Below are 15952 nucleotides of genomic sequence, written 5' to 3'. Positions count from 1 at the left end.
CCCCCGAGCCGACCGAGGCCCCGCAGCCGACGGCGGAGCCCCTGCCGCAGCCCGAGCCCACCGCGGTGCTCCCTCCGCGGACCTGCGCCGACGACCCCCGCCTCTGCACTCCTGCGCCCGAGCCGACCATCGGCGGGCCCCTCACCTGAGCCCCGGCTCGCGGCCCGCCCCGCCTGCGGCGATAGTGGAGGCATGAGCAGACTCCTCCTCGGCCTCCTGACCAACGCCGTCGCGATCTGGCTCACGACCCTGGTCGTGGCGGGCGTGCGCGTGGACCCGTACGAGGAGGGCCCCGCCGCGGCTGTCCTCACGTACCTGCTGGTGGCGGTGATCTTCGGCGTCGTCAACGCCGTCGTCGGCGGAGTGGTGCGGGTGGTCGCGTTCCCCCTGTACGTGCTGACGCTCGGCCTGGTCTCGTTCCTCGTCAACGGCCTCCTGCTGCTCCTGACCGCCTGGATCAGCGGCCTCTTCGGCTTCGGCCTCGTCGTGGACGGCTTCTGGTGGGGCGTGCTCGGCGCCCTCGTGCTCGCCCTGGTGAACTGGTTCATCGGCCTGCTCCTGCGCCCCTTCCTCCGCCGCCGTCAGGACTGACACCGCGGGCTCGGCAGTCAGCATCGGCCGCGCCGCCGCCGCCCGGGAGGCCGCGCGCGCCATCGGTGGACGGCGGCCGCGATCGGCCTGCTGTGGAGGAGCCGCGGTGCGCCATGATGGGCGGGTGACCCCCGACTCCCCTGCGCCCTCGGCCTTCGCCGTGTGCTTCGTCTGCACCGGCAACATCTGCCGGTCGCCGATGGCCGAGGTGGTGCTGCGCTCCCTGGCGGAGCAGGCGGGGCTCGGCTCCGCGATCGAGATCAGCTCGGCCGGCACCGGCGAGTGGCACCTCGGCGAGCACGCCGACAGCCGCGCCCTCGCGGCGCTGGAGCGGCACGGCTTCGACGGGGGCCGCCACCGCGCCCAGCTCTTCGACCCGTCCCGCTTCGCCGAGTTCGACCTGGTCGTCGCGCTCGACCACGGGCACGAGCGCGCGCTGCGCTCCTGGGCGCGCACCGAGGTCGACCGGCAGAAGATCCGCCGCCTGCTCGACTTCGAGCCCGGCCTCTCCCCGCAGGGCGACGTCCCCGACCCCTACTATTCCGATGCGGCGGCGTTCGACTCGGTGCTCGCGCTCATCGAGCGCGCCTGCCGGGCCCTCTTCGCCCAGATCGAACCAGGACTGCGCGGCAACCGCTCGGTCCGCCCCGACTCCACCGACGCGCGCGCCGCCCTCGCGCAGGACACCTGAGAACCGGAAGGCACCACCGCATGACCTCGCTCCCCACCCAGCCGCTGAGCCCTCTCGACGGCCGCTACAGCGGTGCCGTCTCGTCGCTCGGCGAGTACCTCTCGGAGGCGGGGCTGAACCGCGCGCGGGTGCACGTCGAGGTCGAGTGGCTGCTGGCGCTGACCGACCGCCGCCTCTTCGGCTCCGAGCCCGTCGACGCGGCGACCGCCGAGGAGCTGCGCCGCCGCGCCCGCGACTTCGGCCAGCCCGAGATCGACGAGCTGGCCGCCCTCGAGGCCCGCACCCGCCACGACGTGAAGGCCGTGGAGTACCTCGTCCGCCAGTGGCTCGAGGAGCTGGGACTGCAGCGCATCGCCGAGCTCACCCACTTCGCCGCCACCAGCGAGGACATCAACAACCTCTCCTACGCGATCGTGGTCCGCCAGGCCGTCGGCGAGATCTGGCTGCCGAAGCTGCGCTCGGTCGTCGCGTCGCTCCGGGAGCTGGCCGTCCGCTACCGCGACGAGTCGATGCTCAGCCGCACCCACGGCCAGCCCGCGACCCCGACCACGATGGGCAAGGAGTTCGCGGTCTACGCGTACCGGCTCGAGCGGGTCGTCGCGCAGATCGAGGCGACGGAGTACCTGGGCAAGTTCAGCGGAGCGACGGGCACGTTCGCCGCGCACCTCGCCGCCGACCCCGGCACCGACTGGCCCGCCCTCGCGGAGGAGTTCGTCACCTCCCTCGGCCTCGTCTTCAACCCGCTGACCACCCAGATCGAGTCGCACGACTGGCAGGCCGAGCTCTACGGCAGGGCCGCGCACGCGAACCGCATCCTGCACAACATCTGCACCGATGTCTGGACCTACATCTCGCTCGGCTACTTCCGGCAGATCCCCCAGGCCGGGGCGACCGGCTCGTCCACGATGCCGCACAAGATCAACCCGATCCGCTTCGAGAACGCCGAGGCGAACCTCGAGCTCTCCAGCGCCCTGCTCGACTCGCTCGCGCAGACCCTGGTCACCTCGCGCCTCCAGCGCGACCTCACCGACTCGACCACGCAGCGCAACATCGGCGTCGCGTTCGGCCACTCCCTCCTCGCCCTCGACAACATCGCCCGCGGCCTGCTCGAGATCGACCTCGACCCGACCGCCCTCGCCGCCGACCTCGACGGCAACTGGGAGGTGCTGGCCGAGGCGATCCAGACGGTGATCCGCGCAGAGGTGGCGGCCGGCCGCTCCTCGATCACCGACCCGTACGCGCTGCTGAAGGACCTGACCCGCGGCAAGCGCCTCGGTGCCGACGACCTCGCCGTCTTCGTGCAGGGTCTCGACATCGGCGACGCGGCGAAGGAGCGCCTGCTGGCGCTGACGCCGGGCGGCTACACGGGCCTCGCCTCGTCGCTGGTCGACCGCCTGAGCTGATCCGCCGGGCAGCGAGCGCGCGGGTGCCGCCGTCCTCGAGAGCGAGCACTCCGACTCCTGCGTGCTCGCGGCGGCGCGGTCGACGGCGGCGCGATGTCGGGGGTCGCACCTAGCGTCGGCGGCATGTCAGCGTGCGCGATCGGAGGGTGCGCCTCCTCGGCCGAGACGGGCGCCCCCCTCGCGCTCTGCGCGGCGCACCTCGAGCTCGCGCACGACTGGGTCGCCCGCGAGGACGGCGTGATCGACGCCCTGCCCTCGCCGTGCGCGGCGTGCGGGTCCCGCCTGGGCGTCCGGCTCCCCTCCGCCTGGCTCTGCGCCGCCTGCGAGTGGCGGCTCGGCGATGCTCCCGACGGCGAGCTCCCGCCGCCCCGGGTCGACGTCGTCTACTACATCCGCTTCGGCGAGCGGATCAAGATCGGCACCAGCGGCAATCCCCGGCAGCGCCTCCACCGGCTCCGGCACGAGGAGCTCCTCGCGTTCGAGCGCGGCGGGCGAGCACTCGAGCAGCACCGGCACGCCCAGTTCGCCGACGAGCGCCTGGAGCGCACCGAGTGGTTCGCGCGCAGCCCCGTGCTCGACGCCCACATCGAGACCGTGCGCGCCGGGGAGCCCGACCCCTGGGCCCTGCACCGCCGCTGGCGCAGCGAGGCGCTGGCCCTGCGGCTCTGACGCGTCGGCTGCGAGCCGGCGGCGACGACTCGACCGCTCCGACTCGCCGGCTCCCACTCGACGGTTCCCACTCGCCGGCACTGCATCCACGGGTCCCGCTCCGCCGAGCCGGACACCGCGACGGAGTGCCGGGGAGGGCGCGCCGGGGACGGGTCCCCCGAGGACCGTCCCGCAGCCGCCGCACGACGCGCTCAGCGCCCCCAGGCGTCGACGAGCAGCGGACCGCGGACATCGCGGAGCCGGTCGACCAGACGGTCCGCCAGCGCGGCCGTGACTCCCGTGGCGACCAGGTCGTGGGGGCCGAGCGGCAGCAGCTTCCCCGTGCGGATGCGCACCACCTCCCACCCGGCGGAGCGGAGCGCGCGGTCCTTCCGCCGGTCGGCCTCCTCGCGGTGCCCGACGTGCTCGAGTCCGTGACGGCCGGTGGAGTCGTACTCGATCGCGACGCGCAGCTCGCCGAGCACCAGGTCGGGCCACGCCTCGCAGTGCTCGAAGAACGGCCGCTTCAGACGGACCGCCGTGTGCGCCGGGTCGAAGACGAGCCGCTCGGCGAGGAGTGCCCGGAGCCGGGCCTCGACGGCGGAGGCGGGAGGAGGCGCGCACCGGCTCGCGAAGGGCTCGCCGACGGGGAGGTCCGGCGTCTTCGGGCACACGCGGGCGGGCCGTGGTCGGGAGCGCGCCGGGCGGGCGGCGGGGCCGGCGGACGGGACCGCGGCCGGAACGGCCGAGGCGGCGGCGGGAGGGGCGGACGGGAGCGCGGCCGGAGCGGCGGCAGTTGGAGGGGTGGATCGAGCGGACGGAGGAGTCGACGACGCGGCGGGCGCGGATCCGCTCGGGTCGGCGGGTGACGCGGACCCGCGGCCGGTGGGCGACGCGGACGTCGGGAGCCCCCGCGCGATCACGGCGGGCGGCGCCAGGAGGACGAAGGAGCCGTCGCCGGGGGCGGACGTCGGCGCGAGCACCTCGGCGAGCCGACCGCCGATCATCGGCGCGGCCCGGGGCAGGCGCGGCGAGGCGAGCTCGGCGCAGTCGGGGCACCAGGAGGAGCGGCGCCGCTCCCGGCCGGGACGGTGGCGCTGCTCCTCGGGGGTGGCGACGAAGACATGCCCGGCGTCGCAGAGCCAGCACAGGTACACGTCGGCCGCGGGCGGGATCTGGCTGAGCACGATGCCCTCGTTGTACTCGGGGCGGTACTGCCGCACCAGGACGGGGTAGGACGCCCACGCCTCCCGGTAGGTGCCGACCGCGTAGGGGACGTCGGCGCCGCGCGAGAACCGCCGCCGCTGCCACCACCGCCCGATCGCCTCCGCCACCCTCCGCACGCTACGCGCGACCACCGACGCGGAAGCGGCGCCCGCGTGCGCAGGCGGGATCTCGAGACGCCCTCCGGGCTGCTCCATCAGCATGCGCGGCGGAAGGGACTATCCGCCCGCGCGGCGTGCTCCCGGTCGACTGGGAGCGGCGGAGCCGTCCCTCGCCTAGTGAGCGGAGTCCTGCTCGTCGATGTCCGCGATCTCGGCCTCGTCCGGCTTGAAGGTCAGCGAGAACATGGCGATCGCGACGAGCACGACGATGAAGGCGACGCCGAACGAGATGAGCGCGACGACCGGCTCGCGGGTCGAGAGCATGACGACCAGGCCGACGAAGGCCGCCATCACCGCGGAGAAGCCGATGAGCTCGAGCGGGCGCAGGCGGTCCTTGCGGGTCGGCTGGAACGTGCGGGGCGTGAACTCGCCGGGGTCGCGCGCCGGGGCGGAGTCGGCCGCCGAGGCGCGGTCGGCGGGAGAGGCGGGGTCGGGCTGCTGGCCTTCGGCGGTCATCGGTCTCCTCCGGAGGTCGGTGTCGTGGGGGCGACGGGATCGTGTCCGGTGGCTGCGTCGGCGCCGGCGGCCCATTTGAGCGAGAACGCCGCGATGGCGAGGAAGACGGCGACCATCACGGCGTAGGCGCCGAGGAGGCCGACGGTGACGACGGGGTGGGGCGGGAGGAGTCCGAAGGCGGCGCCGAGGAGCATCGTGCCGACGCCGACGATCACGGAGTCGCGGGCGGCGAGGCCCTGACCGCGGCGGCCGCTCGAGAACTCGAGGAAGCCGGAGAGCAGCGCCCAGCCGGCGACGAGGGCGACGAAGGAGAGCAGGTTGGCGACCGGGAGCGCGACGAGCGCCGCGACTCCGGCGACCAGGGTGAGCACCGCGGAGCCGAGGGCGAGCGGGCGGGCCCGGCCGCTCCAGCTGCGGAGCCCGAGGGCGAGCGAGACGGCGCCGGTCGCGATCGCGAAGCCGCCGAAGACGGCGAGGCCGAAGGCGGGCCCGTGGTCGGGCGAGAAGGTGACGACGCAGCCGGCGACCGCCGCGATCACGGCGCGCGCGAGGGGCAGGGTCCACAGGCGGCGGTCGGAGTCGGCGGCGATGGCCACGGTCGAGCCTCTCTGGGATGGAGGGAGAAGGCGTCCGGGAGCGGACGGCTGGGCGCGCGACGGCACGGCGACGCGGACTCCAGCGATTTTACGCTCCCGCGGCTCCGCCCAGGCCCGGAGCGGGGCCCGGGGCGCGATCCGGGGCGAAGTCGCAGGCGGCTCAGCCGAGCCAGACCTCCTCGACCCGCGGGAACACGGCGTCGGCGGAGAAGCGCTCGCGGAAGCGCGCCCCGGCCTTCTCGACGACCTCGGCCCGGGCGTCCTCGTCGGTGATGAGCTCGGTCAGCGCGGCGGCGAGGCCCTCGACGTCTCCGGGCGCGACCACGCGGCCGCAGCCGTCGCCGAGGACCTCGGGGATGCCGCCGACCGCGGTCGAGACGACGGCCGCGTCGCGGGCGAGGGCCTCGAGGATGAAGATCGGCATCGCCTCGTCGCGCGAGGGCAGGACGGCGATGGACGCCTCGTCGAGCAGGGCGAGCAGGCGGGCGTTCTCGAGCGAGCCGAGGAACTCGATCCCCGGGACGCCGCGGTCGACGACCTCCGGCTCGCGGATCGGACCGGCGACAAGCAGGCGCCAGCCCTCCTTGCCCTCGACCTGCGCCCACGCCTTCTGCAGCACGTCGACGCCCTTGCGGTGGCTGACGACGCCGCCGAAGACGACGGTGCGGGTCTTCTCGCGCGGGGTGCCCTGCTCGAGCGCGTTGGGCACGAGGTGCACGCGCTCGGCGGGGACGTAGCGGCGGCAGATCGCCGAGGTCTCCTCCGAGAGCGAGATGATCTCGTCCGCGCTGCGCAGCACGTCCTTCACCAGGCGCGGGTGCGCGGCGGTGAAGGCGGCGAACTCACTGCCGTGCAGGTGGGCGACCGTGCGCAGTCCGAGACGGTGCGCGAGGCGGAGGAGGGACCCCTCGCGGAGGAACGAGCCGCGCTCCGAGAGGTGGACGACGATCACGGCGCCGGGCTCCCGGCGCGCGATCGCGACGATGCGGGCGGCGGCGCCGGCGGCCAGGCGGGCCGCGGCGACGTGCTCGCCCGGAGCGGTCCGGGAGGAGATCACCCGGACGTCCGAGCGCTCGAACGGCCAGCGGAGGTACCCGTTGACGACCTGCGTCATGCCTCCGGGGACCTCTCCGCTGCGGCCGACGTGGTACACCCGCGTCTTCGGGCCGGCAGGGGCTGCCGCGGCGGCCGGGCGGCTGCGGGGCGGCACGGCGAGCAGCGCCTGGATGTCGTCGCGGACGCCGCGGAGGCGTCCGCGGGCGACGAGCAGCTTCTCGAGCAGCTCGCTCCGGCGGGCGACCACGGCGGAGAAGGTCTCGACGCCGGCGGCCGGGGTCGTCCGGGACATGTCGACCGTGACGTCGTGGATCCCGATGGTCTCGAAGTGGCGCGAGGCCTTCGTCGATCCGTCCATCTGCAGGCTCACCGGGGCGGCGCCCTCGGTGAACGCCATGATGATCACGTGCAGGCGGTCGCTCATCGCGACGCGGGCCGTGCGGTAGAGCTCGCGCAGCAGGATCTCGTGCTCGTCGTGGGTGTGCGCCGGATCCCAGTCGAGGATGTCCGCGTCGAGGTCGGCGGCGAGACGGCGGGAGCGCTCGGCGTCGACGGCGACCTGCGTGACCACGACGATGTCGAGGTCCTCGCGCTCGGCGAAGCCCTTGATCGCGGCCAGCCACTCCTGCTCGGGATAGGGGCGGGCGTCCACCTCGTGGTCCTCGCGGAGGGAGAGGACCAGCACACGCCGCTCCTCGTCGGGCTGCGCGGCGAACGCGGTCAGCTCCGCGTCGCTCGAGCCCTCGCCGTAGCCGAGGTCGGGCATGGCGGCGCCGACGCGCATGTAGCCGGCGGTCTTGTCGTCGCGCCAGCGGGTGTAGCTCGAGAGCGCCATCGAGGGCCACATGATCGCGCGGGGCAGCGGGGCGAAGTTGCGGGTGCCCACGCCGGCGCGGATCACGCGGCCGCCGCCGAGGCGCACCAGGGCGATGCCCGGGAGCATCACGAGGTGCTCCTTCATCCCGATCAGGGTCAGCTGGATCTCTCCCGGCTTGAACACCGAGTTCGCCCGGCCGGCGAGGGCCTCGCGAGCGAGCGCCGCGTACCAGCGCAGGAGCGAGCGGTACACCGTGTCGTCCGGGCCCAGGCGCAGGCCGTCGTCGTAGCCCCACGGCGAGTGGCCCACGTAGACGTGGAGCGGACCCGACTCGCGGAGCCAGTCGAGGAGCTGGCGACGCAGGATGATGTCGCCGATGTTCTCGTACTGGCCGCGGCCGACGGCGAAGATCGATCGGGCAGGTGTCACGGGCGGGCCTTTCGGAGGGGTTCGCGTGGGGGTGACCGGTGCGGAGCGGGGAGCGTCGCGGGTCTCCCCGGTCGATCCTCCTGCCGCGCTGCCGTCGTGGGCCGGGCCGGCCGGGCTCCGCAGGAGCGGGCTCGGGGCCGATGGCGCCCCGGGCAGACTAGCGCAGGCGGGCTCGGCGGCTCGAGGAGGAGTGCTCGCGTCAACAGCCGTTGGTGACCAGGAAGGCCTTGAGGAACGCGCCGGTCTGGTAGACGTACTGGTTCACCAGGTAGTCCAGGCCCATCGGCTCGCCCGAGGGCACCATCGAGAGCTCGCCGGAGTAGCAGCGCTCGATGATCATCTCGGCGCGCACGAGGTGGGAGGCGTTGGTGATCACGATGACGTGGTCCCAGCCGTACTGCTCGGCCATGTCGCGCAGCTGCCGGGCCTCTCCCTGGGTCGTGAGCGGGTCGGCGGAGTAGCAGAGGACGTCGCCGCCGGGCTCGTTGCACTTCTTGTACTTCTTGGCCTCGTAGGGAGCGTTCATCTCGCCGGGGCCGACCGAGAGCACCATCGTGTCCGTCGCCCCGGAGGTGATGATCCGGCGGGCGAACTCGACTCGTGCCCTCGTGGAGGGGCCCAGCACGAAGACCGCGTCCGCCTGCTCAGGGATCGGGTCGATCGGGGGCGTGACGTAGAGCGGGATCCCGGCGCCGAAGAGGGCGAGCACCACGAGGGGGACGAGCAGGAGCCGTCCGATCACGGTGCGAGCGCGGACCCGGGGGCGCCTCGGGCGCTCCCGGGACGGCGGGGTGGACGGGCGGTCGCCGGTCGCGGTCGTGGCCGTGTCCATCGCGTCCTCCCTCTCGTCGGGACCGCCGCTCGCCCGCGGCGGGTGATCCGCGACGCGGGTGCGACGGCGATCACCAGTGGAGAGCCCATCATCGCAGTGTTTCGGCGAGGGGTCGGCCCGGTGAACGCCCGGTCAATTCTCTCGCCCAGCGGCCCGGCCCGGGGCCGTGTCCAGAGTCGCCGGGTAGGGTCTCCGTTCCTCGACCGAGCAGCACTCCCCCTCGTCCATTCCGCGGACGGGCATTCCCGGAGTCCCCTCCCGATCCGACATCCGCCCTCCGATCCGTCGTCGACAGCGCGTGTGACCGTTCCGTATACACGCATGCGCGGCGGTCCGCCAGTCCTTCAGCGGAATCGCTGATACAGGCCCGACCACCACGCCCGAATGGGGTACTACAACCTGAATCCGTCTCATCCAGCCATCAGTCGCAAGGCCCGTCTATAGCGTCGGGAGGACCAGCACCACCCCCTTGAGCAGCCCCCTCGAACCGCCCCCGACGCCCCCTCGAAGACCCGGAGCCGATCGTGAATCCTCAGACCACGCCAGACCCGACCCGCCCTCGCCGACGACGCGCACGCCTCTCCCTCACCACCGCACTGATCGCCGCTCTCGGCATCCTGGTCGCCCCCCTCACGGCGCCCGCCGCCTCCGCGGCCACTCTCGACCCGGGCGCCGGGCAGAGCACGCGGATCCAGGAGACGAACTCCTCGCTGACCTACAGCGGCTCGTGGCGCACGATGACGGGCGGCGACAGCGGCGGCGGGATCAAGTTCCTCAACAGCACCGGCTCCGTCTCGTTCAGCTTCCGCGGCACCGGCTTCAGCTGGGTCAGCCGCACCACCGCCTCCGCCGGCATCGCCACCGTCACGGTCGACGGCGCGAGCACCTCGGTCGACCGGTACACGAAGACCACGGCGTACCAGGTCCCGGTGTTCACGAAGAAGGACCTCGCCGACACCGTCCACACGGTCAAGATCGCCTGGAGCGGCACGGCCAACAGCTCCGCGAGCGACAAGAACCTGGTCATCGACGCGTTCGACATCACCCGCGCGACTCCCGCCACCGAGGAGCCGACCGACGAGACCGGCGGCGGCGAGGACGACGGCCCCGTGCTCGATCCTTCCGGAGCGACCAGCCTCCTCGTGCAGGAGACCGACCCCGCGCTGCAGTACACCGGCTCGTGGAGATCGATGGCGGGCGGCGACAGCGGCGGCGGGATGAAGTACCTGACCTCCGCCGGATCGGTGAAGTTCACCTTCGTCGGCACGTCGTGGCGCTGGATCAGCCGGAAGACCTCCTCCTCCGGCATCGCCGCGGTCTCGGTCGACGGCGGACCCGTCACCAAGGTCGACCGCTACAGCTCGACCGCGCAGTACCAGGTGCCGGTCTACGAGACGACCGACCTCGCCGAGGGCACGCACACCGTGACCATCTCCTACACGGGGACGAAGAACTCCCAGTCGACCGACAAGAACCTGATCATCGACGCGTTCGTCCTCGCCGAGGACGGCCTCGCGACCGACGCCGTGGAGCTCTCCCCCCTGACCGACGGCTACACCGTCGCCTGGGACGCGCCCTTCAGCTCGCGGGTCGTCTCGTACGACGTGCACCGCTCGAACGAGGACGGCTCCGGCGACACGGTCGTCGGCACCGTCGCCGACCCGGTGCGCCAGTACCGCGACGAGACCGCCGAGGCGGGACGCGCCTACACGTACACCGTCACGGCGACCGACGACGCCGGCCGCGACTCGCGGCTGAAGGAGTCGGCCACCACCACGGCCGACCTCCTCGCCTCCCGCGCCTCGCTGCTCGCGGCCTTCGACTGCCCCGCCGCCACCAAGACGGTGTCGACCTCGGCGCAGCTCGTCACGGCCCTGACCAACCCCTCGTCCGGCGACGTCATCCGCCTGGCCGACGGCGTCTACACCGGCAAGTTCGCCCTCCGCGGCACCGCCGCCCAGCCCGGGTCGATCTGGATCTGCGGCTCGCCCAACGCGGTCCTCACCTCCGGATCCACCTCGAGCGGTACCGCGCTCATCCTGAACACGGTGAGCGACGTGCACCTCGTGGGCTTCTCGGTCCGCAGCTCCTTCCAGGGCATCCAGGTGCTCGCCAGCAAGGGCGTCCAGATGGCCGGCCTGACGGTGAGCGAGATCGGCTACGAGGCGGTCCACTTCCGCAACCAGACCACCGACTCCCTGATCGTCGGCAGCACCATCCGCCGCACCGGCCTCGTCTCCGCCAAGTACGGCGAGGGCGTCTACGTCGGCACCTCCGACCGCAACTGGTGCGAGTACAACAGCTGCAACCCTGACCGCACGGCCCGCATCGCGGTCGTCGACAACGCGATCAGCGACACCGGCGCCGAGCCGATCGAGGCCAAGGAGGGCACCCTCGACGGCGACATCATCGGGAACACGGTCCTCGGCGGATCGCGGCTCGCCTCGGACGTCGTCTCGCTGATCCTGGTCTCGGGCAACAGCTGGCTGGCCGCGGGCAACTCCGCCGCGGGCACCACCACCTACGGCTACCAGGTGATCACCCGCGCCGACGGCTCGGGCAACGACAACACCATCAGCGGCAACCTCGCGCTGAAGACCAGCAACGCGGTGGTCTACCTCCACCAGCCGTCCAACTGGTCCACCAGCGGAAACACGCTGAGCTGCTCCAACTCCGGGAAGGACCTGATCGGGAACGTGGCCTGCACGCCGTGACCTGATCCGCTCCCCGCGCGCAGAACCGCCGCCGTCGTCCCCTCGACGGCGGCGGTTCTGCGTGTGCCCGCCTCCCGCCGACCACGCGGGAGCCGGCGGAGTCGCGCGCGACGACCGCGACCACCGCGGACTCGCGAGGGCGCGGGCGGGCGCTCGGCGTCTCCGGGGCCGCAGGAGTGGGCCGGTCGGACGGTGACGCGATCAGAGCCCGGCTGACGCGCCCGCGCCTCTCCAGCACGCAGAAGTGGGCGGAGTCGCGCGCGGGTACCGCGACTTCTGCGGCCTCGCGGTCTCAGCGGGCTCCCGGGAGCCGGTGAGGCACCTGGTCCGGCCACGGCGGGCGCTGGAGAGGCCGGAGGAGGTCCGGAGGGGCCGGCCATGCCCTGGAGAGCCCGCACGGGCCCGCCCCGGAGAGCCCGCTGGCCTAGGACGGGGACGCCGCCTCCTCTCGAGTCCGCGGAAGTCGGCGTGCTCGCGCGCGACTACCGCGACTCGTGAGGACTCGCGGGGTGAGCGGGCTCGCAGGGGACGGAGAAGGGTCCGGTCCGGCCACGGCGGGCGTTGGAGAGGCTTGGAGGACGGACGCGCCGGCCAGGCCTCGCAGAGCCCGCACGGGCCTGCCCCGGACAAGCGGCGCAGTCCCCGGACGCAGAAGAGCGCACCGCGGCCGGGGCCGGGGTGCGCTCTTCCGCAGCGTGCGAGGACGCGATCAGACGATCGCGGGGGCCTTCTGCAGCTTGTGGCGGGCCAGGACGACCGCGCCGACCACGGGGGTGCCGGCGGTCTCGATCCAGTGCACGTCGGCGGCGGCCTGGGGCGAGTCGACCCTGCCCTCGATCAGGACGAGGACGGCGCCGTCGGCCACGCCGCGGAAGGTCGGCGACTGCTCGGTCGCGCCGAGGGTGCCGGTGACGATCAGGACGATGTCGTAGACCTTCTCGAGCTCCTCGACCAGCGCGCGGAGGGCGTCGGTCGGCATCGGCGTGCCGGCCTGGGCGCCGCCCGCGGGGAGCAGGTCGACGCGGTCGGTCGAGCGCTTGATGATCGCGTCGTCGAGCGAGGCGGCTCCGGCGAGCACCTCGCGCAGGCCCGGGCGTCCGCCCGAGGCGGAAGCGAGAGCCGAGCCCTCGGCGGTGCCGTCCACGATCACGACGGACGAGCCGAGCACGGCCAGCGCCTTGGCGAGCAGCACCGCGCTGGCGGTGTGCGGGGTCTTCTCGGACGCCGGGGCGATCGCGAAGGAGGAGTACGAGCGGGTGCGCGCGATGGCGGAGAGCTCGAACGCCACGGCCGAGTAGCGGGCCGGGATCTCGGTCGAGTTCAGCATCTCGTCGAGCTTGGTGGCCTTGACCGGGACGATGCCCAGCAGCGGCCGGTCGATCGCGGAGCGGACGTCGTCGCCGCTGCGGAGGCGGCGGTCGAGGGCGGTCATCACGATCGCCACTCCCACGCCGACCACGGCGCCGCCGAGGATGCCGAGCGCGAGCAGGACGAGGATGCCACCGGTGACCGGCAGCTCCGGCGGGAGCGCCTGGCTGAGCACCTGGAGCTGGATCTGCGGGACGGCGACGCCGTTCGTGGTGGTCGCCGGATCGGCGCCCTTCACGGCCGCGTCGAGCTGGGCGGCGATCGCGTTCGCGATGACCGCGGCCTGCTCGGGCGAGGGGTCGGTGGCCGAGATCGTGATGACCACGGACTCCGGCTCGGCGAGGACGGTCACGCGCTTGGCGAAGTCCTCGATGGGCTCGTCGATGCCGAGGCCGTCGATGACGCCCTGCAGGACGGTGTCCGAGGTGCCGAGGGCGACGGAGGTGACCGTGGCCTGGGAGGCGGCGCTGTTGGCCGCGACCCGGTCCGCGGTCGAGAGGACTCCGGACGAGGAGACCGCGACGTACACGCGTGCGTCCGCCTTGTACTGCGGGAGGAGGACGGCGTTGAGTACCAGGGCCGCCACGGCGCCGAGCAGAGCGAAGGCGACGATGTAGACCCACCTCCGGCCGATGCCGGCGAACAGTCCGTTCAAGGTCATGGTGTGTGGTGTCCCTTTCGTCGACTGCACCGGAGTGCAGGGGGTCTGACTGTAGCGTCGTGATGTGTCGTCCGCGTTGCGCGGAACCGGCCGCGAGGTTTCGCGCGGGAGCGGTGGATCAGAGGTGTGCCTGCAGGAAGGCGAGGATCGCCTTCTTGTTGTTCGGGGTGTTGTTCTGGAGCCCGTGGTGGCCGGAGCCGTCCACGCCGACCTCGGACGCCACTCCGGCGTCCTGCAGGGCGACCTGCATCGCGTCGGCCTGCTCGACCGGGACGAGCTCGTCCTCGGAGGTCAGCCAGATCTGCGGGGCGTCCGTGGAGTCGACCGAGGTGATCGGCGACGCGGGGATGCTCTGCGGGCAGGTCGTCGAGTCGATCTCGTCGCAGTCCAGGTAGGAGAGGATCTGCTCCTTCGCCTCGGGCACCGGCGTGCCCAGCGACATCCCGGTCTCGGTCATGTCGGCGACCGCCGAGAAGGCGACGACCGTCTTGACCCGCGAGCCCTCGGTGAGGGAGCCCTCGCCGAGCGTGCCCATGGTCGCTCCGATGATCGCTCCGGCGGAGCTGCCCATCACGCCGATGCGGGCGGGGTCGAGGCCGAAGCGCGTGACCTGCGCGGGCTCGCGCAGCCACTCCACGGCGGCCTGCGCGTCCTCGATCTGCCCGGGGTACCGGCTGTCCTGGAGGAGGCGGTAGTCGACGGAGACCGAGACGAAGCCGCGCTCGGCGTAGTACTCGCAGAGCTCGGTCATCCCGCCCTCGTCGCGGGCGCCGTCGACGAACCCTCCGCCGTGCAGCATCAGCAGCGCGGGGCGGTCGGTGCCGCCCGCGGTGGGGAGGCAGGCGTCGGCCTTCAGCGAGACGCCGTCGACCGAGCGGTACTCGATCGCCTTCTCCGTCGTGAAGCCGTCGGGCGTGCGGACGGGCTCGGGCTGCGAGGAGCAGCCGGCCAGCCCGAGGGCGACGGCCACGACGGCCGCCAGGACTCCGGCTCTGCGTGCTCGTGTCGTCTTCACTCGTGGGACTCCGCTCTCTTCTTCTCGTAACTGGGGGAGGTGCCGGGCTCATCGGCCGGGACCGCGACGGGATCGGAGACGACTCCGGGGCCGCGCGCAGGGACGGGCACGGGCTTGCGCCGCTTGCCGGGGCCGCCGAGGGCGGCCGGGGGGACGTAGATCCACTTGACCTTCGAGAGGTAGCGGGTCACGAAGAGCGAGAGGACGACCGCGAGCACCATCACGACCAGCAGCAGCGGCACCTCGAAGCCGCCGATCTCGGAGCGGTCCTCGGGGAGGATCACCCGCAGGATCGTGATGGCGATCACGATGAAGTAGAGGTGCAGCAGGTAGATGTGCAGGCTGCGCTCGCCGCAGATCGTGAAGAAGTTCAGGAATCGCACTCGGGAGAGGGCCCGCGACACGAGGATGCCCATCGCGACGGCGGCCATCTGGCCGGCGAGGGCGAGGAACGGAACCCAGCGGATCGGGAAGAGGAAGAGCACCGCGCTCAGCACGACGAAGACCGGAGTGACGTAGAGGAACGCGCGGCTCCCCTTCTGCTCGACGAAGTCGATGATCCTCTTCGAGTAGAGCGTGCCCACCAGGAAGAAGACGAACAGGGCGCCGATGCGATTCCAGCCCACGTTGGTCGTGTTGAGGAGACCGGTGGTGAACATCGTCCCCATCACCGCGGCGAGGGCGACCTGCACACGGTGGTCGACCTTGCGCAGGAGCCACGCGCCGAGCGTGAAGAGGACGAGGCCGTAGATGAACCAGTAGCTGCTGCTGGGCCAGAAGAACAGCAGGAGCAGGTTGAGCGGGTCGGTCGCGGGGAGCTCGCCGAGTCCGCCGTTCGCGAGCGGCACGACCAGGTAGAAGGCCATGCGGATCACGGACCAGACCACGTAGAGCCAGAGCAGCGGGTAAAGCCTGCGACGCCAGAGGTCGGGGAAGCTCCAGGTGCGGATGCGCGAGCCGAAGAGGCCGGACACCAGGAAGAAGAGGGGCATCGGGAAGAGCTCGAACACGACCTTGATGCGGCCGAGAGTGTTCTCGACCCCGATGTCGCCGAGGTACAACGACGTGTGGTAGTACACGACCATCAGGATGGCGGCACCCTTGGCGAAATCCACCCATTCGCGGCGGGCCCCGCCCGCAGGCTTCAGCAGCTTCATTCTCTCCCCCTTGTGCCCGGTCGTACCGCTCGTGAATTCCATCCGAGGTGAACAAGGCTCAGAGAAGGACGCAGGCTCGGTCGCAGAATGCGACCGAGGATCAAGACTAAGGGTGTACCGTCTGCGCCGCACA

The 15952-nt window shown here is 72.6% G+C and carries 13 protein-coding genes; 5 read left to right on the top strand and 8 right to left on the bottom strand.

All coding sequences use genetic code 11. The features are described from left to right. Positions 1 to 192: 192 nt before the first annotated feature. From C5C99_RS08760 to C5C99_RS08745, 4 genes are all read left to right on the top strand, one after another. Positions 193 to 591 carry a phage holin family protein gene (locus C5C99_RS08760; protein WP_104225199.1) on the top strand — a complete coding sequence of 133 codons (399 nt, stop codon included), beginning with the start codon at positions 193 to 195 and terminating at the stop codon, positions 589 to 591. A gap of 124 nt (positions 592 to 715) precedes the next feature. After that, positions 716 to 1282 carry a low molecular weight protein-tyrosine-phosphatase gene (locus tag C5C99_RS08755; RefSeq protein WP_181027248.1) on the top strand — a complete coding sequence of 189 codons (567 nt, stop codon included), beginning with the start codon at positions 716 to 718 and terminating at the stop codon, positions 1280 to 1282. A 20-nt stretch (positions 1283 to 1302) separates the two neighbouring features. Then, positions 1303 to 2685, top strand: a complete 1383-nt coding sequence (purB, locus tag C5C99_RS08750) for an adenylosuccinate lyase (RefSeq protein WP_104237969.1) — start codon at positions 1303 to 1305, stop codon at positions 2683 to 2685. Positions 2686 to 2808: 123 nt separating this feature from the next. Continuing rightward, a complete protein-coding gene (locus C5C99_RS08745) occupies positions 2809 to 3354 on the top strand; it encodes a GIY-YIG nuclease family protein (RefSeq protein ID WP_104296284.1) in 546 nt (181 codons plus the stop codon). Positions 3355 to 3545: 191 nt separating this feature from the next. Here the strand turns inward: C5C99_RS08745 and C5C99_RS08740 are convergent, their stop codons facing one another. The 5 genes from C5C99_RS08740 to C5C99_RS08720 form a co-directional block, all read right to left on the bottom strand. Next, positions 3546 to 4667 carry a hypothetical protein gene (locus C5C99_RS08740; protein ID WP_258063671.1) on the bottom strand — a complete coding sequence of 374 codons (1122 nt, stop codon included), beginning with the start codon at positions 4665 to 4667 and terminating at the stop codon, positions 3546 to 3548. A 165-nt stretch (positions 4668 to 4832) separates the two neighbouring features. Beyond that, the gene (locus C5C99_RS17500) at positions 4833 to 5174 is read right to left on the bottom strand and encodes a hypothetical protein (protein ID WP_258059918.1); all 342 of its coding nucleotides are present in this window, start codon (positions 5172 to 5174) and stop codon (positions 4833 to 4835) included. Next, the gene (locus tag C5C99_RS08730; protein ID WP_104225185.1) at positions 5171 to 5770 is read right to left on the bottom strand and encodes a DUF308 domain-containing protein; all 600 of its coding nucleotides are present in this window, start codon (positions 5768 to 5770) and stop codon (positions 5171 to 5173) included. Before C5C99_RS08730 ends, C5C99_RS17500 begins: the two co-directional genes overlap by 4 nt. A 160-nt stretch (positions 5771 to 5930) precedes the next feature. Continuing rightward, positions 5931 to 8072, bottom strand: a complete 2142-nt coding sequence (locus C5C99_RS08725; RefSeq protein WP_104226626.1) for a glycosyltransferase family 4 protein — start codon at positions 8070 to 8072, stop codon at positions 5931 to 5933. A gap of 199 nt (positions 8073 to 8271) precedes the next feature. Beyond that, on the bottom strand, positions 8272 to 8904 hold the full coding sequence (locus C5C99_RS08720; protein ID WP_104324840.1) for a YdcF family protein: 633 nt from the start codon (positions 8902 to 8904) through the stop codon (positions 8272 to 8274). Between the two features lie 524 nt (positions 8905 to 9428). Here C5C99_RS08720 and C5C99_RS08715 point away from each other — a divergent pair. Further along, positions 9429 to 11618, top strand: a complete 2190-nt coding sequence (locus C5C99_RS08715) for a hypothetical protein (RefSeq protein WP_104233545.1) — start codon at positions 9429 to 9431, stop codon at positions 11616 to 11618. A gap of 709 nt (positions 11619 to 12327) precedes the next feature. Here C5C99_RS08715 and C5C99_RS08710 read toward each other — a convergent pair. The 3 genes from C5C99_RS08710 to C5C99_RS08700 form a co-directional block, all read right to left on the bottom strand. Then, the gene (locus C5C99_RS08710) at positions 12328 to 13647 is read right to left on the bottom strand and encodes a Wzz/FepE/Etk N-terminal domain-containing protein (protein WP_104335822.1); all 1320 of its coding nucleotides are present in this window, start codon (positions 13645 to 13647) and stop codon (positions 12328 to 12330) included. Between the two features lie 118 nt (positions 13648 to 13765). Further along, positions 13766 to 14662 (bottom strand): alpha/beta hydrolase, encoded by an 897-nt coding sequence (locus tag C5C99_RS08705; RefSeq protein ID WP_104247646.1) that lies wholly within the window; start codon positions 14660 to 14662, stop codon positions 13766 to 13768. Beyond that, complete coding sequence (locus C5C99_RS08700; RefSeq protein WP_181074569.1) at positions 14659 to 15819, bottom strand: acyltransferase family protein; 1161 nt, start codon at positions 15817 to 15819, stop codon at positions 14659 to 14661. The genes C5C99_RS08705 and C5C99_RS08700 overlap by 4 nt, the downstream gene beginning before the upstream one ends. Positions 15820 to 15952: the final 133 nt, after the last annotated feature.

Source organism: Rathayibacter sp. AY1C4, from assembly GCF_002932195.1.
GTDB lineage: Bacteria > Actinomycetota > Actinomycetes > Actinomycetales > Microbacteriaceae > Rathayibacter.
Note: the sequence above shows the minus strand (reverse complement) of the source record. Positions and strands in the feature narration are given on the sequence as shown.